Source organism: Candidatus Reidiella endopervernicosa, from assembly GCF_013343005.1.
Classification (GTDB): Bacteria; Pseudomonadota; Gammaproteobacteria.
Genome location: NZ_CP054491.1, coordinates 1,023,592 through 1,047,562, shown reverse-complemented (window position 1 = coordinate 1,047,562; position 23,971 = coordinate 1,023,592). Strand labels below are relative to the sequence as shown.

Here is a 23,971-nt window from a genome sequence, read left to right as displayed (position 1 = left end):
GGTTAAGTTAATATGCGGCAGAAGTGTAGCATGGACTGCGAACCATAGCCTCAGCAAAAGGCACCGCAAACAACATAACAACACCCTTAACAAGGGGATCCCTATGCGGGACTGGAACTCCCTGAATGAATGAATGAAGAAAGCGAACACGTCGATGTAGATACGCTAAAGGGGCTGGAGCCAGTCTCTTCGCTCTCGTCTGAGCGCTTGCAAGAGCTTGCAGACCAAACAGTCATCGAATTTGTTGAACCCGATACCACTCTGTTTACAGAGGGAGATCGAGATCGACGCCTCTTCTATCTCCTTGAGGGTGAGATCGAACTAAGCTCAAGTATCGGTAATAGTCAGCGCGTCATTACTGCTGGTATGCCTGAGACATGGCATCCGATCGGTCACAAACTACCGCGCCAGGCCACGGCCAAAACACTTTCCCATGCGGAGGTCATCCGTATTGATGCCGATATCTTCGACAATCTATTGACCTGGGATCAGATGGCTGGCGTTGATGACAGCAGCACCGCTGAAGATGACCACAGCAATGATGCTTCCACAGAGCCTGGAGTCAGCAACCAGACTCTTGGGCAACTGCACACCTCCAGCATCCTGCAGCAGCTACCGGCCGCCAATCTCGAACAACTGCTGGCAAGGATGGAGCGCATAGAGGCCAAGCCCACTGAGATGGTCATCAAGCAGGGCGATCCCGGCGACTACTTCTATCTGCTCGAAAGTGGCGTGGTATCCGTTACCCGCTCCAACTCACCCGGGAGTCGCTATTTTTGCGAAGCTTGTTTTGGGCATCCAAGCCCAAGCAAGCGGCAAATACTAACGCGACCGTTTATGCCTACGGCGCCCCGACCGTCCTGCGTACGTTGCGTAATCACCTCTTCGCGGCTCTACACAACTCCCTCAGTGACTCTACGCCGACATAAAGCCGCTGCTGCATCTTCTTCGTCGTCCGCTCGCGCTCTCAACTACGAATAGGCAGACGGCGTCGACTATCGGGGACTAACCGCCCTCACTTCGCTCTCCATGGCGGTCAGCGCCGGCGAGGCCCCTGTCGAACTGGTGCAACTTGGTGAAGGCGCATCCTTTGGCGAAGAGGCACTGATCTCCGACAACCCTCGTAACGCTAACGTTGTGATGGTTACCGATGGAACACTGCTACGACTCAACAAGCAGAACTTTGTCGAACTGCTCAAGGAACCGATGCTTAACTGGCTCAGTTTCGGGGACCTACTTGAGGAGCTTTCGGGGAGTCGCTATTTTGCGGAAGCATGTTTTGGGCATCCAAGCCCAAGCAAGCGGCAAATACTTAACGCGACCGTTTATGCCTACGGCGCCCCGACGTCCTGCGTACGTTGCGTAATCACCTCTTCGCGGCTCTACACAACTCCCTCAGTGACTCTACGCCGACATAAAGCCGCTGCTGCATCTTCTCCGTCGTTCGCTCACGCCTCAACTACGAATAGGCAGACGGCGTCGACTATCGGGGACTAACCGCCCTCACTTCGCTCTCCATGGCGGTCAGCGGAGGAAGGTGCAGAGCTGATTGATGTTCGGGTCCCTGCGGAGTATGACCAAGGCCATCTGCCAGGCGCAATCAACGTCCCGTTACAAGAGATTCGCCAACATCTCGCTGGTCTCGACCGCGAATTGCATCACCTGATCTATCGCCGTAGTTCTGCAGCGGCCTTCCTGCTCAGCCAGGATGGACTTCGTTCCAGCGTACTGACAGATGGCCTGAAAGATGTACCAAGCGCCTACCTGATCCGCTAGCAACAGACCAACTAAACAGACAGCACTTACTCGCTATTCAGACACAAAAACGGGCGCCATTGGCGCCCGTTTCTTTTTTCACACAACAACCAGATCTTAGAAGCTGTGAACGATACCCATCGAGAAACCGCTCTGGTCTGCGCCAGAGTTGTAAGTGAGGATATCCCCGTGATCAACGCCACCCAACGAGCGCTGAGAGTTATCATCGTTCTCAAGCGAAGCGTACATACCGTATACAGAAGTACGCTTGCTCATAGCATGATCAAGACCAATCGCCCACATTGACGCCTCGTCAAGGTTGTTACTTGACTCGTTGACAGTAGTGTAAAGGACCTTAGCAGTATTGTTGCCGAAGCCCTGGGTCAGGTAGACAGCCCATGCGTCACGGTCAGTATTTGAGTCACCGTCGAGGTTCTCCCAAAGCAGACCAACACTGGTCTCACCCATGGTCATTGACGCACCCAACTCGATACCATCATTGGTAACACCACCATCGTGGTTATGACGCTCAAATGCACCACCTACCATCAGTCCACCACTACTGTAGCTAGCAGACACACTGAACGCGTCGGTGTTGTTATTATCCTCTGCACCCGCAGCGTCCCAGTCGGTAACATAAGCACCAACGACAGAGAAACCACCCATATCTGGTGAGATATAAGCAATCGTGTTCTGCGTGGTCAGATTGAAGTTATCACTCCAAGCGTTCGTGTTACCACCACCATCGGTACCCATGGTGGTAGCGAGATCGGCCAGCGTACCATCAAATACGTCAAAGCCAGACTGGAAGGTAAAGTAAGGGGTATCTGCCTTACCCATGATTACAGTACCGAAGTCGCCTGCCAGACCAAGGTAAGAAGGACCAGTTGCCCACTGCGCACCATTTGACTCATCAAGCACGGTAACATTCATCACCTGCCAAACCGCCTTCATGCCATTACCCAGATCCTCATCGCCACTAAATACGATATTGGAGAAGTTGCTGGAAACAGAAGTATTGTCACTATCAGACGCATCGCCACTGTCAGTTGCATCGATAGACATGTGCATAGTGCCTGAGATACTTACGTCCGCCACAGAAATTGCTGGTGCTGCCAATACTGCAGCAATCGCCATCGAGATGAGCTTTTTGTTCATTTAGATTTCCTCTAATAAGTAATTTCCGACGATTGGAGATTACTACGAAAACACAAATAAACAACAGCAATTATCAAAATAGCAACACTAATTCGTAATTAGCACACTCATGGTGCAATGAAGAGCACTAGGCACCATGAATGTGCCATTAACTCGCAGAAATGTACGCTATCAACAATATGAATGCCTTATGTGAATAGCTCCTACGAAAACCTCTTACTCCCATCTATACCCGTAGTGCCGAGCCCACAGCTCTAATACAGGCAGCACCGACGCCATCTCTTCTCGATAATGCTCCCATCTACCGCTTGCACGCGTATAGATCGGCTCAATCACCTGATCGTAACTTGGGGTATTAATCATTCCTCGTTCGCGAGCAGTTTCAGCATAATTCTCAACCTCGCTACTCCAATCCACATTTAAATATTCCAGCAAGGGCTTAACGGCACCTTCAAAATTTTCAACCAGTTCTTCATACTTAAGCTGATATGAATTAAGAGGCAGAAGATCACAATAGTGACTCCAAAGACGCATCACATGATCGTATAAGGCGGCCGCATCCTTCAATTCGAGAAAATTCACCATTGCATCATTCAACGCAAAGTCACGCATGAAGCAACTAAGCACACAGTCATACGGATGCCTTAGCGCTAGGATGAACTTTGCATTAGGGAAAACACGGTGAATAATACCAGCCCGCGCAATATTCAAAGGCAGCTTATCGATGACAACATCAGTCTTTCGCTCACCAACTGAAAGGTGCTGATCCAACTCTTTAAAATACACCTCTCTCAGAACGGCCAAACCATCACTATCTAGTGAGGCGAGATTATCTGCTGTACTTCCAGCAGACGATTCTAGTTTATCCACCATGGCCTCGACGGCAGGAACCTCCTCTGCCACTGATATCTCAGGATGACTTCTTAGCACTGTATCCAATAATGTTGTGCCCGAACGCGGAAACCCCACCAGAAAAACAGGATCATCACGATCATCTACTGGAGAAACATCAGTCCAATTTGCCACCCAATCTTCGGAAAAGAGCTGCTCATATTGAGTCAAGCTACTTATATATCTCTTTTTGTTATAGCGCTTAGATGAGACAGATCGAGATGCGAGCTGATTACCCACCTTAAAGTTTGAAAAGGCCGTCTTATAATCACCCAGCCGATCACAGACCTCGCCGAGCAGCTTTGCACGAAGTGCTCGATGCGCCTCATCTAAGCTCTCTTCAGATATCGCTTCAATAACTTCACGCGCCGACTGGTACTCACCATCTCTTCTTAATACTTGTGCCTTCCACAGCATAAGACGCTGATCATCCGGGCAGCTCTTCACCCCCTTATCAACAGCATCTTTCAGTTGGTCTAGTTGATTCGACTTTTCAAAGAGATCGGCAAGGTTACAGTGCACATCCGAAAAATCTGGCTGCAACTCTAATGCCGTTACGCAGCGCTCAATCGCATCATCATATTGCCCTCTCTTCAGAAGAGCATAGGCCAGATTGTTATGCGCATCTGCGTAATTCGGATTCACCTCAAGAACCCTGTTAAAACATTCTGTTGCTGCTTCATATTGCGACAACTCACTCAGTGAAACACCCAGATTATTTCGGGCCTCAAGATACTCATCAGTAATATTCAGAGCCAGCCTATAACTTTGAACAGCCTGTTCCAATCTTCCCAGGCAACGCTGAGCATTTCCTAAATTATTATATGCTTCAGCAAAATCTGGTTTTAGCTTAATCGCCTTTTTATACTGCTTTTCAGCTTCATCAAGCATTCCTCTTTCAAACAACACTATTCCAAGATTATTATGCGCCTCAATGTAGTCTGGGCTTATAGCAATTGTCTTTCGCAAATAATATAAAGCGGACTCATCATCACCAGTCTGATGAGCAAGCACCCTAATATGTGTAGTGCGACTGGGTGCTCCGGCTGCACTTCGAGAACTTTTCTGAGAACATTTCTGCTTGCTGAAACTGACCTGAGACATGCTGATTCACAGCCAATTCAATGCTTGCTGAATCTCTCTCGTAATCCTTGTGAAGCCATATCAGCAGTACTACGATCCCTCTTACTCGCCCTTTTTCCGATAGTTTTTCTGGCGTCGTCGCTCCGCTCTATTCATTTTCTATAGATTCTCCAAACAAGAAATCGGGTGATTATAAATATGGTCTCTTGATCATCTATAACCAATAAAATCAGAAAGTCTCCCGCAGCATTCGTAATAACACCATCCCAATCACCAGCTGCTGGCTGTCGGAATATCTTTCACTTACGACCATCGCTGCGGCTAGATTATTTAGAATCGTAATATTCTTAGAATCATACTTAAGCGCGATTAGATAGAGGTCTAACGCCTCATCGACACACCCTCTCTTCTGTAGCAGAGAACCAAGATTAGAGAGTGCTACCACATGGTTGGGACTACGCTCAATCTCGACTTTAAATGCCTGCTCTGCCTCGATCTCTCTTCCAAGCTCAAGCAACGCAAGCCCTAGGTTGTTGTGATAATGCAACGTCTTCGGGGCGTATTTGATAGCTCTTGAAATATAATCCTGGCTTTTTTGATGGTCGCCTTGAGTTGAAGCGATCACACCTAGCAAATGCAGCGCATCTGGATTATCTGGCGTCTCATTCAATACTCTTTGATAAATCACTTTTGCCTCATCAAGCCTACCAGCCCGATGAAGCTGCTTTCCATCAGCAATTTCTTGTTCCAAATTGTCTGCCATATCTCTTCTATCCAATAAAGGCTTCAACTTTTATATGAGAGATAGCATCAAGGAAACCAGGTTATTAAGTCAAAAAAAACGGGCGCCGAAGCGCCCGTTCTTTATTACACGTTTTCTAAGAGAACTTAGAAAGTGTGTACGAGACCCATAGAGAAACCACTCTGGTCGCCGCCGCTGACTGAAGTCAGCTTGTCGCCGTGACCTGCAACACCCAATTGACGTGCTGAGTTGTCATCATTGGTCAGTGAAGAGTACATACCGTATACGGTGGTGCGCTTGCTCATCACGTGGTCAAGACCGATTGCCCACATTGAAGCCTCATCAAGGTTATTTGAAGACTCGTTTACAGTGGTGTAAGCAGCCTTGATTTTGTTGTTACCAAAACCCTGGGTCAAAGCAACAGTCCATGCATCACGGTCGTGGTCAGTCTGACCGTCGGTGTTCTCCCAAACGAAACCAGCCATGGTAGCGCCCATGGTCATGGAAGCTGCGAGACGCAGGCCGTCAACAGTCCCAGAAGTGCTGAAGTTGTGACGCTCGAAAGCACCACCCAGCATCAGGCCACCGCTCTTGTACTTAACGCTTGCGCTGAATGCGTCGGTGTTGTTGTCATCCTCAGCAGAGGTATCATTGGTGTGATCGGTTACGTATGCGCCGATGACTGAAACACCACCCATGTTTGGTGAGATGTATGCGATGGTGTTCTTGGTACGCATGTTGAAGGTGTGGCTGGTGTCGTTGTTGGTACCGAGCAGTGCGCGGTTATCACCAATAGTGTCGCCGAAGGGGTTAACGTTCATCAGCTTGAAAGGAGTTTCGAGCTTACCCATTGCAACGGTACCGAAGTCACCAGCAAGACCGAGGAAAGACTGGCGAGAAGCCCACTTGGCGCCATCCGCCTCATCAAGAACAGTGTCATTCTCAACCTGCCATACAGCCTTCAGGCCGTTACCCAGATCCTCAGAACCCTTGAAGCCAATGCGTGAAGAGTTGCTTGAGATAGAGGTGTTGTCGCTGTCAGATGAATCTGAGCTATCGGTAGCATCGATAGAGACGTGCATCTTGCCGTAGATGGTGACGTCTGCGTTAGCAGCCATAGGTGCGGTCATTGCAGCTGCAACTGCGAGAGCGAGAAGCTTCTTGTTCATGTAGATCTCCTTAAAGGATTTAATAAAAACAGTTGTTGTGTATTCATCGGACGAGAGTGATATTAGTCGCTCTTTTTCTCCAATGCAACACTTTTTTCAAAAAAAACTACAAAAAGTTCAATTGTTGATTTTTTGCAACACTTGGAGATAAAAATAGCCGGTACATCGCTGCACCGGCTTCTCTTGTGGCTGGGGAACAAGGATTCGAACCTTGGTTGGCGGAGTCAGAGTCCGCAGTCCTGCCGCTAGACGATTCCCCAATATATATAGTGTGCTTAACGCTTGGAGAACTGGGTGGCACGACGCGCCTTGCGCAGACCGACCTTCTTACGCTCAACCTCACGTGCATCACGAGTTACATAACCCGCCTTACGCAGCGAAGGACGCAGCGACTCATCAAATGCCATCAGTGCGCGGGTGATACCGAGACGGATTGCACCGGCCTGGCCTGAGCCACCGCCGCCACAGACGCTAACCTTAACGTCAAACTTCTCCTGCATCTCAACACACTCGAGTGGCTGACGAACAACCATCCGTGCGGTCTCACGACCAAAGTACTCATCCAGCGAGCGACCGTTTACCACGATATCGCCCTTACCCTGGGTCAAATAGACACGCGCCGTTGAACTCTTGCGGCGACCGGTTCCGTAATTCTGCTGTTCAGCCATCTGCTATGCGTCCCGTATTAAATTTCTAGAGGCTTGGGCTGCTGGGCGGCATGGTTATGCTCAGACCCTGCGTAAACCTTGAGTTTGCGATACATTGCGCGACCCAGTGGGTTCTTTGGCAACATACCCTTCACTGCCAGCTCAATTACCGACTCAGGCTTCTTGGCAACCAGCTTCTCGAAGCTGATTGATTTGAGGTTACCGATGTAGCCGGTGTGGTGATAATACATCTTGTCCTTGGCCTTGTTGCCAGTGACACGAATCTTCTCCGCGTTGATAACAACGATGTAATCACCGGTATCAACGTGGGGAGTATATTCTGCTTTATGTTTGCCACGCAGGCGGTGAGCCACTTCGCTCGCGAGCCTACCAAGGGTCTTTTCGCTAGCGTCGACTATGAACCAATCGCGCTTTACTTCTGCCGGTTTTGCACTAAACGTCTTCATGTTGCCTTATCCCGTAACAAGAGCCTGAGAAAGAGCCGGGTATATTACCCAAGACCCCCCCTTCACACAAGATCTTTCTGACACCTGAATTTCAGACAAAAAAAAGCGCGGCCAAAGTGAGGAGCCGCGCGTAAAAAATATCCACCAAAGGAGGATGGAGGAGTCAGCTGAAAGATCAGCATGTAAGAATTTTCTAATATTCCACTCCTAGTGTCAACCCCCAAGTTGAATTTAATCTAATTTCCCTCTAGATCACGCATCAGCCCCAAAAAATGATCAGGATCTACAGCCGCTAGAGGGTGCGATATGGAGGGACTTTCGTGATGCAGATGCGCTTCTGGCTCTTGCATTGCCAACCGAGCCAGCTCAGGCACCCAGCCATTGCCATCGATGTAGGCAATTTCACTCTTCTCACCCCCGGAACACTCAAGCGGAAGATCACTCTCAGCCATATCAAAATGAGCCATCACACACCTCCAAATCAGAATCGACTTCTAATATGAATATCGGCAGCTTCTCCGCGAGGTTGAGGCGTGATGAATTGAACGAGACCGTTGTTATGTTGTCATATCGCGCGGCAGCGCAAGATCTGATCGGTTACCAGGAACTCTTAAGCAAACAATTTAACCATCGCATCAAGTCCGTCACGCTGTTCCAGAAGCCCATCCCAGACCCTATTGATCTGCTCTTGAGTGAGGCCAAGTGCCGCAATCACCTGCTCTGGCAGCTCCACTCCCTCAGCATCGCTCTGCTCAATTTGCATCAGCAATCGATCAGAGAGCAACACTATCCTTGTGATCGCCTCATGCTCACCAGAAAAGAAACAGTCATGATGATATCGGGCTGCGGCGACCAACTCCTGTGGCAGCCCCCAGACATCAAGCAACAGGGCACCACACTCTGCATGGCTCATTTCAAACAGTGATGCCTCACGCTCCAAGACCGTCTGCTCTGGATGCTCATTAATTGACGCAGAGAACTCTGCCATTCGCTCAGGGAAAAGATAGGCAAACATCAGATGACCAATATCGTGCAGCAGCCCCGCCAGATAGACCACACCCGGCTGCGGCCGATGCGACATTGGCATCTCCTCAGCCAGCCGCTGCGACAGTTGCGCGCTGTAGACTGCATGCTCCCATAGCGACATACCGGCAATCTTCACGGGCGCTGTTTTCATGCTACTACCAACCAGCATGCCCAGCGCGAGATGCAGCACAAAATCAAAACCAAGCACCCGCGCAACTGCGGCCTGGATAGAATCGATATCACCGCGACGTGCAAACATGGGGGAGTTGGCGTAACGCAGCACCTGCGCTGTCAGCGCCGGGTCCTGCTCTATGATCTGGGCAAGTTCGTAGGCACCCGCGTGCGGATCATTCCGTATATAGAGCAACTGACGCGCAGCATCAGGCATGATCGGAAGCCCATCAAGGGAGATAATTTTGTCGTGCAAACTGGAGATCAAACTGCTGTCCTAACTATCTTATTGTTGTTCTCAACCAATCCGTAGTCCGTTCCTGCTTCCTAAGACCTACTTCGTAAATGGATAATACACTAACTCATCGTCGTACCCATAAATCTTTACTAAAAAAGCCACTAAAACACCCAGCAATTGTGTTAACTAACTATCAGCAGGCAATAAAAAGGCCCGTTCAACCTGAGCTGAACGGGCCTTTTTAAACGGAAGCGATTAACCGCGCTTGGCCATCATCTCTTCCATAATTGGGGTCAGGATGATCTCCATCGCAAAGCCCATCTTGCCACCCGGAACAACCAGGGTGTTACGACGAGACATAAAGCTGTCCTTAATCATGCTCTGCAGATACTGGAAGTTAACGTTGTACTTCTTCGGATCCTTAAAGCGGATAACCACAAAGCTCTCATCAGGCGTCGGGATATCGCGCGCGATGAAAGGGTTTGAGGTATCAACAGTCGGTACACGCTGGAAGTTGATGTCGGTGCGTGAAAACTGCGGGGTAATGTAGTTCATGTAGTCAGGCATGCGACGCAGAATAGTATCTACAATTGCCTCAGCCGAGTAACCGCGCTGTGCATTATCACGGAAGATCTTCTGGATCCACTCCAGGTTAACGATCGGTACAACGCCGATTTTCAGATCTGCGTACTTGGAGACATCCGCGTTGCCATCCTTCGCACAACCGTGCAGACCCTCATAGAAGAGCAGGTCGGTCTCTTCAGTAATATCATCCCAGGGAGTGAACTGACCGGCAGTGTAGTCGGTACCCCCAAGACGTGCGTTGTGCTCAACCGCCTCTTCATCGCTGTGGATGTAGTAGCGACGCTTGCAGGTACCGGTCTCGCTGTAGGACTTGAAGGTCTCGGCGATCTTATCGAAGTGGTTGGCCTCAGGACCGAAGTGGCTGAAGTAACGGTTACCCTCAGACTCAGCCTTGGCCATCGCCTCTTTCATCGCAGCACGATCAAAGCAGTGGAACGAGTCACCCTCAACAACCAGCGGCTTGATGTTCTCACGATAGAAAATGTGCTCGAAGGCGTTCTTTACAGTGGTAGTACCTGCACCGGAAGAACCGGTAACCGCAACAACGGGATGCTTGGCAGACATATCAATCTCCTTAACTTTTTATTCAATTCAAAACTAATAATTGGGTACGCGGAATATCCAGCGTGCTCCCAGTGCACCCCCAAACATATTTACTATGGAGGCCACCCAAATTCGGTCTGTGCCGCACTAGACTGCGACACGAAGCCGTCAATTGAACCATTTTCGGCCACAAAAATACACCAAATTCTGACTTTTAAACTGGGTTATGAGCGATGCAATACTATCTCCGAGGAGACAACCACTATAAAGAGGCGGGCTACTAGTTTAAGATACGCGGTTAACCGAAACCCTTTGATCGATAACTTAAAAACGCATAAGAGGCCCATAGTGAGCGAGTCAGAGCAGTCCGAAACAAAACCCTGGATGAAACTCCTGCCATTCATGAACTGGTTGGGAGAAGCAAAAAACCCAACCACCATCCGTGCTGATCTGATCGCAGGCATTACCGTTGCCTTGGTACTGATCCCCCAGTCGATGGCCTATGCGCAGCTGGCTGGACTCCCCCCATACTACGGTCTCTACATCTCCTTTATGCCGGTGATCATCGCGGCACTTTGGGGCTCTTCAAAGCAGCTGGCTACAGGTCCGGTGGCGGTGGTATCACTACTGACCGCCTCGGCGATCATCCCTCTGGTTGGAGATCCGGGTGCCATGACCGAAGCGCAGATGATCAGCATCTATGCGCCGCTCGCTATCCTGCTCGCCTTTCTGGTCGGCACCTTCCAACTTTTCCTCGGCGTGTTTAAGCTTGGCGTTATCGTCAACTTCCTCTCCCACCCCGTTATTGTCGGCTTCACCAACGCTGCCGCGATGATCATCGGCCTGTCGCAGCTAAACAAGATCTTCGGCGTGAGCAAAGAGCGCAGTGAAAGCTTCGTTAACGATATCTGGGGGGTGATTCAGCAGGTTCCCGATCACACCCACATTCCAACGTTCCTGTTTGGTGCTAGCGCGATCTTGATCCTGTGGGGTTTCAAGAAGTATCTGCCGAAGATTCCCGGCGTTCTGGTTGCCGTTGCCGGTACCATCGTAGTGAGCTGGATGGTCGGTTATGAAGCAATGCGCCCCGGTGCCGTGGTCGGCACCATCCCCGAGGGTCTGCCCTCCTTCACCATGCCAACCTTCGATCTCGACATGATGGGCACCCTCATCACCAGCGCAATCGTGATCTCACTGGTCGGTTTCATGGAGGCAATCTCGATTGCCAAGGCGATGGCTGCCAAGACCAAGGATCGTATCGATCCCAATCAGGAACTGATCGGTCAGGGGCTCGGCAACATCACTGGTAGTTTCTTCCAGTCCTACCCGGCATCCGGCTCCTTCTCCCGCTCTGCGGTCAACCTCGGCGCAGGCGCGAAGACCGGTATGTCCTCAGTCTTCACCGGCGTAATCGTGGTCATTACCCTGCTCTTTCTTACCCCACTGCTCTACCACCTGCCCAAGGCGGTACTGGCTGCTGTAATCATCATGGCGGTTATCGGCCTGATCAACTTCAAGGCTGTAATCCACGCCTGGCACGCCAGCAAGCATGATGGTATTGCCTCAATCGTCACCTTTGTCGCCACCCTTGGCTTCGCTCCACATCTCGACAAAGGCATCATGGTCGGTGCTGGTCTAGCCATCCTGCTCTACCTCTACCGCACCATAAGCCCACGCGTTGCCCAACTTGGTCGTTTTGAGGATGGCACCCTGCGTGACCTACGAGTCTATCCGGAGCTTCCCACCGATGAGCGTATCATCCTGATTCGCTTCGACGGTTCACTCTACTTCGCCAACGTCGCCTATTTCGAAGACACCATCCTCGCCGCAGTAGCTGACAAGCCCAGCGCACGTTATGTTTTGGTTGTGGGTGATGGCATCAATGAGATGGACGCCTCGGGCGAAGAGGTGCTGCGTCACCTGATCGAACGCCTGCGTGGTAACGGCATCTTCATGGTGGTCTCTGGCCTCAAACGCCAGGTACTTGATGTGATGCGCCACACCGGCCTTTACGAGATACTCGGCAGCGGCAATATCTACGCCACCGAGGACCAGGCACTCTCTGCTATCTACGACCAGATCAATCCTTACGGCGATGAGGGCAATTTCTGTCCATTGATGCCTGAGAAGGCGTAGCCGAAAGCTCAACTATAAGGCGGCCTTCGGGCCGCTTTTATGGGTAATGTCTATAACGTCCCGTTACGAGAGGGCCTCTCCAGTAAGGTCCCGTTTCAGATTAGAACATCGCTACCGCCAACCATATTGATCAGCACACGCTTAAGTCTTTGATAGGCGATCCATCCTGTAACGACAACACCCCACCTCCCTTGGATCTCGTCGCTCTTGCGCCAACAGCACAAGAACCACCTCTAGCAATGCTCCCGTTAAAATGCACTCCAGACGCTATCGATACGCCTACTTCCCAGCAAGCTTCCATAGACATCACTGCTCCCACACAAAAACAGAGCTACCACCTCCATCTAGACCCAAACAGCCGATAGCACGTTCCCGACGCTATCGGCACACCTATCCCTGCAGGCGTCCTGGACATCGCCGCTCTTGTGCATCCCTGCACCCGCGGCATACCACCCATCTCTGTACATCGCCACTCTTGTGCATCCCTGCACCCGCGGCATACCGTCCATCCCTGGACATAAAAAGCGGCCCGAAGGCCGCTCGTTGAAATCACTCCGTTAGCGAATCAATCAGAAGTAAGCGCTGTTGATCCAGAGATGGGTGGCGATACTGGCGGCATAACCGAGCGCGATTGCCCATGTCCACTTCAGGTGGCCGAAGAAAGTGTAGTAACCGCGTGCCTGCCCCATCAGTGCCACACCGGCCGCTGAGCCAATTGATAGCAGGCTACCACCAACACCGGCGGTAGAGTTACCAGCAGCCACTGCCCCATCGACATGTCGGGCATCATGGTCAGTACAGCGAACATCACCGGAATGTTATCGACGATTGCCGAGAGCACACCAACCATGATGTTGGCATTGGTTGGACCCCAGTCGGTATACATCATCTGCGAGGCGAGCTCGAGATAGCCGATAAAGCCGAGACCACCCACACAGAGCACTACACCATAGAAGAAGAGCAACGTATCCCCTCCGCCCGCTGAACACTCTTGAAAACATCAAAGGTGACGATATCACCCGCTTCAGAGACCTCGAAGTCCTGCTTGCCATCCTCCGGGCGATGGGTCTTCTTCAGGTAGTAGCCAAAGAACTTGAGGTAGGCGAGGCCCGTCATCATACCGAGCATCGGCGGGAGGTGGAGGAAGTTATGGAACGAAACCGCAGTAGCAATGGTAAGCAGAAAGAGCAATGATGCGCTTACCGCCGCGCTCCATCTTTACCGCCTCATCGCTGGCGGTTGGCTGCTCATTCGGGACGGCGAAGTGCATGATCGCCGCTGGCACCAGGTAGTTGACCACTGAGGGATAAACAGTGCAAAGAAGGCCCAGAAGTCGACTACACCCTGTGCCGTCTCAACCCCCTTCTGCCACACCATCAGGGTGGTGATGTCGCCAAATGGACTGAAGGCACCGCCGGCATTGGCGGCCACAACGATGTTGACACAGGCGATGCTGATAAACTTCGGATTACCCGCGCCAACGGCCAGCACTACCGCACACATCAGCAGCGCAGTGGTCATGTTATCGGCAATCGGCGAGATGAAGAAGGCGAGAATACCGGTCATCCAGAAGAGTTTGCGCAGCCCATAACCACGACTAATCAGCCAGGAGCGCAGCCAGTCAAAGACCTTGCGATCTGCCATTGCGTTGATATAGGTCATCGCTGCCAGCAGGAAGAGGAACAGTTCGGCAAACTCGAGAATATTGTGGCGCACCGCCATCTCGGCGCTGTGATGATCGCCGGTACCGGCGTAAACCCAGGCGATCATCGCCCAGATGATACCCGCAGCCAGGATCACCGGCTTCGATTTGCGCAGATGGAGGAACTCCTCCGCCATCACCAGCGCGTAGGCGAATACAAAGATCGCTATCGCCAGATACCCGGTAGAGCTGGTTGTCAGGTCGATCCGATCAGCGCCCGTCGACCCCCAACTCATAAAGGGCATAAAATAGAGCCCGATCATGAGTGCCATCCGCCTCAGTAAATTCATTTTCATATCTTCCGCTCAGATTAGTATTAGTAGATCAGCGCAAAATTGCGCGGGTACATCAACGTGAACAGGCTAGTTTCCAGACGGTAACATCTTTTCAACTACTTACGCCAAATCCAACATTTTGATTACTGCCTGGTATAGATCAGGTCCCAGACACCGTGGCCCAAACGAAGCCCACGCTGTTCGAATTTGGTCAGGGGCGCTCTTCGGGACGAGAAACATAGCGCCGCTACCGGCACTGTTATGCAGGCTCGGCTCCGCCTCCAGCACCTTAACCATATGGTGGGCATAATCCTCCCAGTCGGTTGCCAGATGGAAGAGACCAGTGGCCTTGAGTCTGGAGGAGAGCAGCGCGACGAATGGGGGCTGCAGATACGGCGTTTGTATGGCGTTTCTTGTGCCACGGGTCGGGAAAGTAGAGCAACACCGCATCGAGCGACGCATCGAGCACCATCCTCTCCACCACCTCAACCGCATCGTGACAGATCACCCGCACATTGCTCAGCTCCAGCTCCTCGATACGGCGCAACAGTCGTCCGACACCAGGGCGATGAACCTCAATACCGATGTAGTCGTTTTCAGGATGGGCGGCAGCCAGGGTGACTAGTGTCTCGCCGTTACCGGAGCCGATCTCCAGTGTGACGGGGGCATCCCGACCGAATAGCCGCTCAAAATCGAGAGGCTGGTCGCTAAACTCAATGCCGAACTGCGGCATCAAGCGCTCCCACGCCTGCTGCTGCCCCGGGGTAAAGCGTCCCTCGCGGCGAACAAAGGAGCGGATGCGTCGAATGGTGTCACTCATGGGAGGATATCTGGCACATCCTTGTGCCAAGCAGAATCAGAAGAAGGTTCCGTCGATAGGACTGGAGGCACTTGCATAGAGCTTGCGCGGCATACGCCCAGCCAGATAGGCCTCACGGCCCGCCTCAATCGCCTTTTTCATCGCAGAGGCCATCAATACCGGATTACCTGCCCCGGCGATGGCTGTATTCATCAGCACACCATCACAGCCAAGCTCCATCGCCACAGCCGCATCGGAGGCGGTACCGACACCGGCATCGACCAGAATCGGCACATTGGCGTTCTCGATGATCAGACGGATGTTATAGGGGTTGCGGATACCGAGCCCAGAGCCGATTGGCGCAGCCAGTGGCATTACCGCCACACACCCCATCTCCTCGAGACGCTTGGCAGTGATTGGATCGTCGGTAGTGTAGACCATCACCTTAAAACCGTCATTGATCAGCGTTTCGGCCGCCTTCAGTGTCTCGACCACATCAGGGAAGAGGGTCTTCTCATCACCGAGCACTTCGAGCTTGACCAGGTCGTGGCCATCAAGCAGCTCACGTGCCAGACGACAGGTACGTACCGCATCATCGGCGGTATAACAGCCGGCTGTATTGGGCAGAATGGTGTATTTCTCAGGCGGCACCACATCAAGCAGATTGGGCTCATCGGGATTCTGGCCGATATTGGTGCGACGAATCGCCACGGTAATAATCTCGGCACCACTCGCCTCGGTAGCCAGACGGGTCTCTTCGAGATCCTTATATTTGCCGCTACCGACCAGCAGGCGTGAACCGTACTCAACCCCGGCAATCACCAGTGGGCTATCAGCTGAAAGTTTGGAATCTGTCATTACTCTATCTTCTAGTTAGCTATTTGAAAGACGGGTGGTTAACGGTAACCGCCACCAATGGCGTGCACAATCTCCAGCCGGTCACCATCCTGCAGCGCCTGACTCTCGTGTTCGCTGCGCGGTACGATCTCAAGGTTCAGTTCGATCGCGAGACGACGCCCATGCAGGTCCATAATCTCAACCAATCCAGCCAGTGTGCTCCCGTCGGGGATCTCACGCGGCTCGCCGTTAACTGTGATATTCATAGGTATTCAGTCGGAAATCAAAAACTCGGACGACCATTCTACAACAACACCCCGTGCCGATGGTGGGTTAATCGACGATGTAACCATACTTGGCCAACTCCAGCCCGGTCAGCGACTCAAGCTTACGGTTACTCTCCGCCAATAGCGGATGCAGTCGAGCCACGACCTGCTCCGAAGGCGCAGCAGAGTAGATCTCACTGCCATATTTCAGATAGAAGGTAGGCTTCGTCAGTCCGACCAACAGCCGAGCTACGGCACCGATCAGAAAACGTCCCGGCATCGTTAGCCAGCCGGTGCGGTGGATATTGAGCCGCCAGCGATTTTTCAGCCGCTCATACTCCACCGTACGCAGCAACTCCGGTGCCGCATTGACCGCCAGATCGGGGGCATCGACACGCTGCTCTTCACCAATAAAGCGGGTGATCTGGTTAACAAACCCGTCCCGGTCTTCACGCATCATCTCAAGCGGCATCACCAGCACATTCTCGCGCCCGAACAGCCGCTGGTAGCGTTCCACCATCACATCGTAACCCTCCAGCGGCTCGGCCATCAGCTCATCGATACCGGCCGAAGTCTTACCACCACGGTAGTTCATCTTGTAACGGCTGATCGCCCAGCTGATCTGCTCTCGGATCACCACTACGATCTTCGCCCCTGGATAGGTACGCGCGATATTCTCAGCGATCATCTTATTGGAGTAGCGGTAGTGTTCACGCCCAACACGCTCCCAATCGTAGAAGACATCCTCAAAACCCTGGAACATCAGCTCGGTGTAGTCCTCACAGGAGAGCACCAGCCAGCGACTCTTCGGATTTGGGTTGACCATGTGACGGGCGACAATCTCCCGATAGGAGTCGGGGGTCATGCCATCGTAGAAGAGATGGTACTTCTCTCGTCGCGGCGCGAAGGCGACATTGGAGTAGTTACCCATACCCGGAAAGATCGTCTTCTGGAGATAGGTGCTGGCACATTTGGAGAGCCCGATGTGGACTACGACCTGCTGCTCGCTCATCGGCGATAGACCTCGTTCTGCCACAGATAATCGTAGCTATAGGGGAGGCCGAAGGTGGTCTCGACCATATATTTAATCACCCGCTCACCACTGAAATGTTCATGGTAGTGGGCGCGCCCAGCAGCGGCCACGGCGCGGCGCTGGGCATCATCCGCCTTGAACACCTTTAGCTTTTCTACCAACTGATCGAGATCACGGAAGAAGAGCACCTGCTCATCACTGAAGAACTCTCGCATGCGACTCTCTGGACTATCCCAGAGGCAGGTCAACAAACCATTGCCCATGAGCTGCGCAATACGATCAGAGGAGTAGAGCGGATAGCCTTCGTAACGATTGAGATTAAGCCCCATTTTGCTGGTCGCGATTACATCCTCGTAGTCGAGCCCCCATACCGCCGGGTAGCCGTGCATGCCGAAGCTCTCAAAGCTGACTCGATCACCTAGAGCCTGATGCAACTCACCGGCAAAGGTATAACGGTCATCACTCTTATTGCCGACACCGCAGAACATCAGGTCGCGCTTGAACTCACGCTTCTCGGCATTGTTCTGATCATCCCAACCGGCATCGGTGGCGTTGGGCAGAAAGGCAACGACATTCTGATCGGTCTGAAACTGTTTCAACAGCTCGCCACCGGTTGTAATAAAGATCGCATCGACTACCGGCATACGGTGCTGGATTTTTGAGATATTGCTCTCTCGCATTTTGACCGACTCATGCTCGTCCCAGAGCGGGTCGAGATTGCGATAGGCGATCTTCACCGCAGGCAGCAGTTTGCGAATCTCGGCCAGCGTCTCGTTTTCAATCAGGTCACAGTGGCCCATCAGAATGAAGTCAGGACGGAAGTTCTCACATGTCTCGATCAGATGGCGATTCGCCTGCGCCCGCCCCAGTGGTTTGATCCTCAGCGGCGCAGTAAAACTGGAGATATCACGATCAGAGTACTCACAGACCTTATAGTTGTTACGCACCATGCCATTGAAGAGCCGCCGCCCAGTCGAGACCTTGGTCCGACCGAAACGCCTGATCATAAGATTGTCGATGTGCACAATGCGCATCTATTAAATACCTGGATAGCTAGTGTTGAGAGAGTCGTACCACTGGGGCACGAAAGTGTGGGCATAATAAATCATCACTCAGAGAGCGTCTATTGAGTTACACGCTCTGACCGATTGACTGAAATGGGGACAAGTGCAACTATCACGGCCTGATTGCGGGTGTAGTTCAATGGTAGAACTTCAGCTTCCCAAGCTGATCACGTGGGTTCGATTCCCATCACCCGCTCCAATCTCATTACTGCACGAGGGTGATAACGTACTGTCGCCGAGCGCGTGAAATAGTAGCGCTGATTAAATCCTGGTCAGCTGCGCGCTATTGAGTACAAACGGAAGCGCTTCATATTTTTCCTGCTGCAAACCCTTCGTTTTAGTGCGACTCTGGCTGACCGGTCTCGACTCTACCCACAGCACTACATCCTCTGACAACAGGCCCAACTCACCTTCAAAAGAGATTATGGCGATACCGGGTGCACGACTAACCGTGCGGGCTCGCAGTCTTGCTATATGGCGTGTCTCACTATTTAACTCGAACTCAAGCCGCCGGTTGACCGCTGGCAGCGATACCGTCATTTCGATTTTGCAAAGATAAGCACCGGCTGCCTCTACATGCTCCGTCTCAATGCAACTACGAAGTGCTGGTTCACCTTCAGGATTGACACCACCTTTCCGTTGGACACGACCGCGCAACACCTTAACAACCTGCGACTCGGAACGTCTGCCACGCCGCTCATAACGTATACGCAGAATTTTAATTAAGGGGAGAAGCACCCAACCAGGCAACGATACATCCGTCATCGGCTTAGCCAGAACAAGTTCAGTCCACCGACCAGATAGACTCTGGCGATCAGCCTTTTCCAACGCGTCAATGACGAAATCCGGAATCACAACACCAAGTCGCTGCTGCAGATAACCCAGGGCAATTCGACTCGGCACGACAATCTGCTGTTCAACAACAATCTCGACAAAGCGCTGCCAGTTAAACGCCTCATCCGAGGCGGCCAATGCGCAATCGACCAACCAATCGCTGTGGGAGTGCCCATCCACCCCACCATGTGAAATGGCGAGCACCATGCGATCCTCAACCGAGGGAACAAACAGCTCAAGGCCGAAAAAGTTCGCCTTCTCTGCACGCCCCCACAACCCCTGCGTGCCATCACGAAGTGGTTCGTTGAGTTTGAAGGCCGCCTGATGAAGATCGATATCACCTAGCCTTCCTTTGAAGAGGTTAATACCTCGTATCGCAGAAAGGCGACTCTTCAGAGAGAGCAGCGTCTCCCCCGAGTCATACCTCCAGCCATTTTCAACCAGCAACTCTATTGCTCGCTGAAAATCTTCATATCGGATCAGGATGTCGATGTCGTGCGCCACGCGCGCCTTCTGGTCGGACTCATTCAGTGCAATCCTGGCCGCGCCCTTGATCAGCATCACATCAATGCCAACTTCGACCAATCTGCGCAACATCGGCAACGACTCGTTGATTGCCATGCGTGACTTGGTCCAGAGCATGCGCTGCAGACCTGCTAAGCGTGGATATTCGCTATGGTGCGCCAATGATTTGCCAAATCGTTCGGCAATGGCTGCCAGTAAGCGGTGTTCACGAAATGTCAGATCATCGATATTGTTTCTCGATAACCAGCGCGAAAACTGTTCCAACGCCACATCACGATCAGGAGAGACGGCGCAAAACAGAAGCTGATCGTGATCACCCTGAGGCCACGCCCAACTCATTTTTGGAAAACATCGGAAACAGAACGACATCGGTTCGACTAACTATTACCCTGTTCTTGTTGGCGGCGACGCAGCATCGCCTGGCGCGCCACGTGGAGATAACCCCTGTTCTTTTCTGCATCACGCTGACTGGTCATGCTTCCGGGGATGGCACGGCGCAGTGCAAGTATCTGATCGAGCTCCTTTAGCTGATAGCCCGCCTCACGCACACGCCCGAGCCAATCGATCATCTCACCACAACCTCCCGGCGGATCGATAATATCGCCTACCGAATCAAACACTTCTCGATAGATCACCAGACAGCTCCGATTCAATCCAGATTGAATCCGCCCACCACTACGGTCATTGTCACCATGACGAAAAACCCGCTGCTTGCAGAAGAGTCCCGATAATGTCCGCTCACCTTCTAGCTCGGCGAGCTGCAACGCCATCTTCTCCTTCAACCAGAGGTCATCGGCATCGAGCGTCGCGATGACAGGAGAGCTCGTAGCCCTTACCCCGTTCGAAGTGGCATTACCGGGCCCACTATTCTGCTGCTCAAGCACCGTCACACGCGAATCGAAAGCCCGCGCCCGTGCAGCCGTATCATCGGTAGAGCCATCATCGACAACGACCACCTCAGCGGGAGGCACACTCTGTGAAAAAACCGACTCAAGCGCCTCCTCCAGGGTGCGTGACGCATTGTAGGCTGGGATAACAACGGCATACTCAAACATCAGTAAAACTCCAACCGCTCAGGATTCTGATTTTCGAATATCGCCCCGACCGATTTAATGCTCGGGTCCGCCTTACGTCGCAGAACCGATTTATGTAGCGCACGCATAAAAAAGCGCCGACCCTCATCGATTCGTTTTGTGATATTACCCGGATGACGCAGATAGTAGACACAGCTAGTGTCAGTAATCTTATAGTTGGGTGCCGACTCAAAAACTCTGAGCAGGAAATCTGTATCTTCGGCCTGCACAAACTCCTCATCAAAGTGCCCCACACGCTCTAGAAAACTGCGACGGATTATTATGCACGCCAGCTGAATCCCCCTGATATCGACACTTCGAGCATCGGCTGCTGGTTCCAATGCATCCCGATCAAGACGCTCAACATAGAGCAGGCGACCGTATGTGATATCGAGCGTTGGATCCTCATCGAATAGTGGAAGATCTGCAGCGAAACGTCCCAGTGGAGATATATCGTCGGAATCGAGAAACGTTACCAACTCCGTCTCGGGCAGCAGATTATCCAATCCGCAATTACGCGCCTTCGCCACACCACCATTCTCCTGCCGCAGGTAACGCAGCGCGGGCTCCTCCGCCATCAGACGCCCCATCAGTTGCGGTGTCTCATCTGTCGAACCGTCATCAACCACCAGCAGATCAAGATCGACGACATCTCGTTGGCGCAGCAGTGATGTTATCGAATATTCAAGAAAATCTGCCCGATTGTAGGCCGGAATTATAACAGTCACTTTCATCAATTCAATGTCCCGATATGCGCCTTTAATGTAGCGATCACTTCAACAGGGTCACAACCCAGCTCAATCACGTAGCAGGGCAAACGCCGAATCAACTCACCACAGAAAGCAAAACCAATATCCCGATCCCCCGGCATCTGTGTCACTCCTGAAGGTGCTAGCGATAGAAATGCCTCCTTGCGACTGGCTGGCCTTATGGTCGTCATCTCAGCACCGACCACCTTCGGTAGGCAGAGCGCCTTGATCTCGATACTTGCCTGTTGGTCGATATCACTCACATCCGCGAGATTAAACTGATGCTTGCCCTGCCAATTCAGCGGAATATCATTTGGTAAACGATCAGCGAGGCTTAAACGCGAATAGCCATCCGGATCCTGCTTCAAGGTAGTCAACAGCGCATGTGCTCTCACCTGCTCGCCACACTCGGCCAGCACATAATCATCGCCCACACTCTGCATCCCTTGCATCAATCCGGCAATCACAGTGCCAGACTTGCCAGAACCACCTGCTCCCGCCAACAGAACCCCTATCCCCTCTTCGGCCAGAGTGCCTGAGTGAATCAACGCCATCCCTTTTGCCGCAAAGTGCCAGTGCAAAAAATTGCGCAGTGGGGAGCCAGGGTCCCAGTCGGGATAGAGATCCGGTCGTAACATCAACTGAACACCGCGCTGTGTATCGCGGTCATAAATCTGCCAGAAGGACTTGGGATGAAAATAGTGGAAGCGATATCGCGACGATGAGAACTTCGCTTCAATCTCACGCTCACGAAATTCTTGTTCACTCCACACAGGCGGCAGCGGCACATTCTCAACCCCCGCATGCGCCACCAATATTGAACACCGGCCCTCAGTAGCGCTTTGGTTGGCGTCAGAGAGCGCGGTCTCTGCAAGCTCAGCGTAGTGATTATCGTAGAAACGGCAGTCGAACCGTTCTCCAGCAATCTTTCGTTCTACGCTGAAAGGCGCAGCCTCGAAAACATCATCGAAGTAAACAAAGAGTGAATCGAAGAATTCGAGCAGTGTACTGGTTGAGACCAGCGGCTGAGAGATCTCCATCAGACCGGGCTACCTGCCACTCTCCTACCCTTAACCATCCTGTTTTGTCTGAGGCCAGCCTACTGCCTGGTCGGTATCGTGAATGGGATCAACCACCATCAGGTCAGCCAGATCATCATAGGACTCAACCGTAGGCACCTCTGCTACTGCCACCAACAGCTCAACCGTCTCTGACTCGAGCGTACGAGATGTGCCATCAGGGTCGACAACCAACAACTCAAACTCGACCAGACGGTTAACAAAACCACCCATCACCTCTGCATTTAGTACGGGATGCTCTGCCACACTCGCCAAAATCTCATTCGGCGTTGCGCTCTCCATCATTGCTCGCCAGATCACGCCCGCCGCCTGATTGAAGCCAAAATAGCGCCCCGTGGTTAGGTTGAGCACTACCAGGTCGCCATCAAACTCCTCAAATACGACATCGGGACCCGCAGTAATATAGACAGCATCGAGAGACAATTCGAAACTCCTTGATAGATAGAGAGAGGGTACTGTTAATCCTCAGTACAAACGCGGTGATACTAATAACCACCAATTTCAGCAACGGAAAAGCGGCCATGTGTTGCGTTGGGGCAGATCTACATCCACTTAGTGTGATTTGCAGCCAGAGGAGCGCAGAACATGCGCACTATTGGGGCCAATCTGAGACCACAAGAGAACTATAACTAATCGAGCTCCCACGGCTCTGGGTAGCCAATATGGTATCCCTGTGCGTAATCGACACCGATCTGCTTCAACTTCTGTTCAATCGCCTCATTCTCGACAAACTCTGCAATGGTCGGCACACCGATCTCATGCGCCACTTTGGTGATCGCCTCGACCAGCACCAAATCGACCGGGTCATCGAGGATATCCTTAACAAACATGCCATCGATCTTAATGAAATCGATCGGCAGGTTCTTTAGATAACCAAACGAGGAGAGACCGCTGCCAAAGTCATCCAGTGCAAACTTACAGCCATACCCCTTTAGCGTATTGATAAACTTGAGCGCATTGGTGAAATCGCTAATTGCCGCTGTCTCAGTAATCTCAAAGCAGACCAGTTCGGTATCGACCTTTTTGGCGTGGATCTCATCCACGACGAAATCGAGAAAGGCACCATCACCAAGCGACTGACCGGAGATGTTGATCGAGACACACCCCTGCGACTGACGCACCGG

General features: G+C 52.1%; 25 protein-coding genes, 2 tRNA genes and 1 pseudogene. 5 read left to right on the top strand and 23 right to left on the bottom strand.

The genetic code is table 11. From position 1 onward, the window contains the following. The first annotated feature begins 129 nt into the window (after nucleotides 1-129). Genes HUE57_RS05960 through HUE57_RS19580 form a run of 3 tightly spaced genes read left to right on the top strand, consistent with a single transcriptional unit; the run spans nucleotide 130 to nucleotide 1,776 of the window. Nucleotides 130-981 carry a cyclic nucleotide-binding domain-containing protein gene (locus HUE57_RS05960; RefSeq protein WP_174672892.1) on the top strand — a complete coding sequence of 284 codons (852 nt, stop codon included), beginning with the start codon at nucleotides 130-132 and terminating at the stop codon, nucleotides 979-981. A gap of 48 nt (nucleotides 982-1,029) precedes the next feature. Beyond that, complete coding sequence (locus HUE57_RS05955; protein WP_174672891.1) at nucleotides 1,030-1,497, top strand: cyclic nucleotide-binding domain-containing protein; 468 nt, start codon at nucleotides 1,030-1,032, stop codon at nucleotides 1,495-1,497. A gap of 48 nt (nucleotides 1,498-1,545) precedes the next feature. Next, the gene (locus tag HUE57_RS19580; RefSeq protein WP_174673730.1) at nucleotides 1,546-1,776 is read left to right on the top strand and encodes a rhodanese-like domain-containing protein; all 231 of its coding nucleotides are present in this window, start codon (nucleotides 1,546-1,548) and stop codon (nucleotides 1,774-1,776) included. 96 nt (nucleotides 1,777-1,872) lie between these two features. Here HUE57_RS19580 and HUE57_RS05945 read toward each other — a convergent pair whose 3' ends face one another. The 10 genes from HUE57_RS05945 to HUE57_RS05900 all read right to left on the bottom strand — a co-directional run bounded on the left by HUE57_RS05945 (nucleotide 1,873) and on the right by HUE57_RS05900 (nucleotide 10,496). After that, the gene (locus tag HUE57_RS05945; RefSeq protein WP_078484198.1) at nucleotides 1,873-2,913 is read right to left on the bottom strand and encodes a porin; all 1,041 of its coding nucleotides are present in this window, start codon (nucleotides 2,911-2,913) and stop codon (nucleotides 1,873-1,875) included. Nucleotides 2,914-3,129: 216 nt separating this feature from the next. Then, nucleotides 3,130-4,908, bottom strand: a complete 1,779-nt coding sequence (locus tag HUE57_RS05940) for a tetratricopeptide repeat-containing sulfotransferase family protein (protein WP_236860695.1) — start codon at nucleotides 4,906-4,908, stop codon at nucleotides 3,130-3,132. A 208-nt stretch (nucleotides 4,909-5,116) separates the two neighbouring features. Further along, the gene (locus HUE57_RS05935) at nucleotides 5,117-5,665 is read right to left on the bottom strand and encodes a tetratricopeptide repeat protein (RefSeq protein WP_174672889.1); all 549 of its coding nucleotides are present in this window, start codon (nucleotides 5,663-5,665) and stop codon (nucleotides 5,117-5,119) included. Nucleotides 5,666-5,775: 110 nt separating this feature from the next. Further along, nucleotides 5,776-6,798 carry a porin gene (locus tag HUE57_RS05930; protein ID WP_078484201.1) on the bottom strand — a complete coding sequence of 341 codons (1,023 nt, stop codon included), beginning with the start codon at nucleotides 6,796-6,798 and terminating at the stop codon, nucleotides 5,776-5,778. A gap of 186 nt (nucleotides 6,799-6,984) precedes the next feature. Next, a tRNA-Gln gene (locus tag HUE57_RS05925) sits at nucleotides 6,985-7,058 on the bottom strand. Nucleotides 7,059-7,073: 15 nt separating this feature from the next. Further along, on the bottom strand, nucleotides 7,074-7,466 hold the full coding sequence (gene rpsI / locus HUE57_RS05920; RefSeq protein ID WP_078484202.1) for a 30S ribosomal protein S9: 393 nt from the start codon (nucleotides 7,464-7,466) through the stop codon (nucleotides 7,074-7,076). A gap of 17 nt (nucleotides 7,467-7,483) precedes the next feature. Next, a complete protein-coding gene (gene rplM, locus HUE57_RS05915; protein ID WP_078484203.1) occupies nucleotides 7,484-7,912 on the bottom strand; it encodes a 50S ribosomal protein L13 in 429 nt (142 codons plus the stop codon). A gap of 236 nt (nucleotides 7,913-8,148) precedes the next feature. Beyond that, nucleotides 8,149-8,379 carry a hypothetical protein gene (locus tag HUE57_RS05910; RefSeq protein WP_078484204.1) on the bottom strand — a complete coding sequence of 77 codons (231 nt, stop codon included), beginning with the start codon at nucleotides 8,377-8,379 and terminating at the stop codon, nucleotides 8,149-8,151. 143 nt (nucleotides 8,380-8,522) lie between these two features. After that, complete coding sequence (locus HUE57_RS05905; RefSeq protein ID WP_135622309.1) at nucleotides 8,523-9,365, bottom strand: HDOD domain-containing protein; 843 nt, start codon at nucleotides 9,363-9,365, stop codon at nucleotides 8,523-8,525. A gap of 237 nt (nucleotides 9,366-9,602) precedes the next feature. Further along, a complete protein-coding gene (locus HUE57_RS05900) occupies nucleotides 9,603-10,496 on the bottom strand; it encodes a phosphoribulokinase (RefSeq protein ID WP_078484206.1) in 894 nt (297 codons plus the stop codon). A gap of 327 nt (nucleotides 10,497-10,823) precedes the next feature. Between HUE57_RS05900 and HUE57_RS05895 the strand changes: the two genes are divergently transcribed. Further along, entirely contained in the window at nucleotides 10,824-12,611 is a 1,788-nt protein-coding gene (locus tag HUE57_RS05895; protein WP_236725724.1) for a SulP family inorganic anion transporter, read from the top strand. 569 nt (nucleotides 12,612-13,180) lie between these two features. Here HUE57_RS05895 and nhaD read toward each other — a convergent pair. The 7 genes and pseudogenes from nhaD to HUE57_RS05865 form a co-directional block, all read right to left on the bottom strand. Next, nucleotides 13,181-14,603, bottom strand: a pseudogene (gene nhaD, locus HUE57_RS05890) (sodium:proton antiporter NhaD). Between the two features lie 105 nt (nucleotides 14,604-14,708). Beyond that, on the bottom strand, nucleotides 14,709-14,918 hold the full coding sequence (locus HUE57_RS20205; RefSeq protein ID WP_420885738.1) for a hypothetical protein: 210 nt from the start codon (nucleotides 14,916-14,918) through the stop codon (nucleotides 14,709-14,711). After that, nucleotides 14,878-15,408: a tRNA (guanosine(46)-N7)-methyltransferase TrmB gene (gene trmB, locus HUE57_RS05885; protein ID WP_420885711.1), complete on the bottom strand. Its 531-nt coding sequence runs from the start codon at nucleotides 15,406-15,408 to the stop codon at nucleotides 14,878-14,880. Before trmB ends, HUE57_RS20205 begins: the two co-directional genes overlap by 41 nt. A gap of 36 nt (nucleotides 15,409-15,444) precedes the next feature. Beyond that, a complete protein-coding gene (locus tag HUE57_RS05880) occupies nucleotides 15,445-16,245 on the bottom strand; it encodes a thiazole synthase (protein ID WP_078484216.1) in 801 nt (266 codons plus the stop codon). 38 nt (nucleotides 16,246-16,283) lie between these two features. Next, complete coding sequence (gene thiS, locus HUE57_RS05875; protein WP_078484217.1) at nucleotides 16,284-16,490, bottom strand: sulfur carrier protein ThiS; 207 nt, start codon at nucleotides 16,488-16,490, stop codon at nucleotides 16,284-16,286. 67 nt (nucleotides 16,491-16,557) lie between these two features. Next, nucleotides 16,558-17,502, bottom strand: a complete 945-nt coding sequence (locus HUE57_RS05870) for a sulfotransferase (protein ID WP_078484218.1) — start codon at nucleotides 17,500-17,502, stop codon at nucleotides 16,558-16,560. Further along, a complete protein-coding gene (locus tag HUE57_RS05865) occupies nucleotides 17,499-18,557 on the bottom strand; it encodes a glycosyltransferase family protein (protein ID WP_078484219.1) in 1,059 nt (352 codons plus the stop codon). Before HUE57_RS05865 ends, HUE57_RS05870 begins: the two co-directional genes overlap by 4 nt. A 155-nt stretch (nucleotides 18,558-18,712) precedes the next feature. Here HUE57_RS05865 and HUE57_RS05860 point away from each other — a divergent pair. Further along, nucleotides 18,713-18,786: transfer RNA gene (locus HUE57_RS05860), tRNA-Gly, on the top strand. Nucleotides 18,787-18,848: 62 nt separating this feature from the next. Here the strand turns inward: HUE57_RS05860 and HUE57_RS05855 are convergent. The 6 genes from HUE57_RS05855 to HUE57_RS05830 form a co-directional block, all read right to left on the bottom strand. Next, nucleotides 18,849-20,285, bottom strand: a complete 1,437-nt coding sequence (locus tag HUE57_RS05855; RefSeq protein ID WP_172840369.1) for a nucleotidyltransferase family protein — start codon at nucleotides 20,283-20,285, stop codon at nucleotides 18,849-18,851. A 38-nt stretch (nucleotides 20,286-20,323) separates the two neighbouring features. Continuing rightward, nucleotides 20,324-21,001 (bottom strand): glycosyltransferase family 2 protein, encoded by a 678-nt coding sequence (locus HUE57_RS05850; RefSeq protein ID WP_078484818.1) that lies wholly within the window; start codon nucleotides 20,999-21,001, stop codon nucleotides 20,324-20,326. Next, nucleotides 21,001-21,753 (bottom strand): glycosyltransferase family 2 protein, encoded by a 753-nt coding sequence (locus HUE57_RS05845; RefSeq protein ID WP_078484817.1) that lies wholly within the window; start codon nucleotides 21,751-21,753, stop codon nucleotides 21,001-21,003. The genes HUE57_RS05850 and HUE57_RS05845 overlap by 1 nt, the downstream gene beginning before the upstream one ends. Further along, the gene (locus tag HUE57_RS05840) at nucleotides 21,753-22,808 is read right to left on the bottom strand and encodes a hypothetical protein (RefSeq protein WP_078484816.1); all 1,056 of its coding nucleotides are present in this window, start codon (nucleotides 22,806-22,808) and stop codon (nucleotides 21,753-21,755) included. The genes HUE57_RS05845 and HUE57_RS05840 overlap by 1 nt, the downstream gene beginning before the upstream one ends. Before the next feature lie 30 nt (nucleotides 22,809-22,838). Beyond that, nucleotides 22,839-23,270: a PqqD family protein gene (locus HUE57_RS05835; RefSeq protein ID WP_078484815.1), complete on the bottom strand. Its 432-nt coding sequence runs from the start codon at nucleotides 23,268-23,270 to the stop codon at nucleotides 22,839-22,841. Nucleotides 23,271-23,476: 206 nt separating this feature from the next. Continuing rightward, entirely contained in the window at nucleotides 23,477-23,968 is a 492-nt protein-coding gene (locus HUE57_RS05830; protein ID WP_174672888.1) for an EAL domain-containing protein, read from the bottom strand. Nucleotides 23,969-23,971: the final 3 nt, after the last annotated feature.

What these genes read in the sequence shown, in the direction of transcription:
- HUE57_RS05960 (WP_174672892.1), top strand. Translation starts at nt 130, where the DNA reads ATGAATGAAGAAAGCGAACACGTCGATGTAGATACGCTAAAGGGGCTG.
- HUE57_RS05955 (WP_174672891.1), top strand. Translation starts at nt 1,030, where the DNA reads ATGGCGGTCAGCGCCGGCGAGGCCCCTGTCGAACTGGTGCAACTTGGT.
- HUE57_RS05945 (WP_078484198.1), bottom strand. Translation starts at nt 2,913, where the DNA reads ATGAACAAAAAGCTCATCTCGATGGCGATTGCTGCAGTATTGGCAGCA.
- HUE57_RS05940 (WP_236860695.1), bottom strand. Translation starts at nt 4,908, where the DNA reads ATGTCTCAGGTCAGTTTCAGCAAGCAGAAATGTTCTCAGAAAAGTTCT.
- HUE57_RS05930 (WP_078484201.1), bottom strand. Translation starts at nt 6,798, where the DNA reads ATGAACAAGAAGCTTCTCGCTCTCGCAGTTGCAGCTGCAATGACCGCA.
- rpsI (WP_078484202.1), bottom strand. Translation starts at nt 7,466, where the DNA reads ATGGCTGAACAGCAGAATTACGGAACCGGTCGCCGCAAGAGTTCAACG.
- rplM (WP_078484203.1), bottom strand. Translation starts at nt 7,912, where the DNA reads ATGAAGACGTTTAGTGCAAAACCGGCAGAAGTAAAGCGCGATTGGTTC.
- HUE57_RS05910 (WP_078484204.1), bottom strand. Translation starts at nt 8,379, where the DNA reads ATGGCTCATTTTGATATGGCTGAGAGTGATCTTCCGCTTGAGTGTTCC.
- HUE57_RS05900 (WP_078484206.1), bottom strand. Translation starts at nt 10,496, where the DNA reads ATGTCTGCCAAGCATCCCGTTGTTGCGGTTACCGGTTCTTCCGGTGCA.
- trmB (WP_420885711.1), bottom strand. Translation starts at nt 15,408, where the DNA reads ATGAGTGACACCATTCGACGCATCCGCTCCTTTGTTCGCCGCGAGGGA.
- HUE57_RS05880 (WP_078484216.1), bottom strand. Translation starts at nt 16,245, where the DNA reads ATGACAGATTCCAAACTTTCAGCTGATAGCCCACTGGTGATTGCCGGG.
- thiS (WP_078484217.1), bottom strand. Translation starts at nt 16,490, where the DNA reads ATGAATATCACAGTTAACGGCGAGCCGCGTGAGATCCCCGACGGGAGC.
- HUE57_RS05870 (WP_078484218.1), bottom strand. Translation starts at nt 17,502, where the DNA reads ATGAGCGAGCAGCAGGTCGTAGTCCACATCGGGCTCTCCAAATGTGCC.
- HUE57_RS05865 (WP_078484219.1), bottom strand. Translation starts at nt 18,557, where the DNA reads ATGCGCATTGTGCACATCGACAATCTTATGATCAGGCGTTTCGGTCGG.
- HUE57_RS05855 (WP_172840369.1), bottom strand. Translation starts at nt 20,285, where the DNA reads ATGAGTTGGGCGTGGCCTCAGGGTGATCACGATCAGCTTCTGTTTTGC.
- HUE57_RS05850 (WP_078484818.1), bottom strand. Translation starts at nt 21,001, where the DNA reads ATGTTTGAGTATGCCGTTGTTATCCCAGCCTACAATGCGTCACGCACC.
- HUE57_RS05845 (WP_078484817.1), bottom strand. Translation starts at nt 21,753, where the DNA reads ATGAAAGTGACTGTTATAATTCCGGCCTACAATCGGGCAGATTTTCTT.
- HUE57_RS05840 (WP_078484816.1), bottom strand. Translation starts at nt 22,808, where the DNA reads ATGGAGATCTCTCAGCCGCTGGTCTCAACCAGTACACTGCTCGAATTC.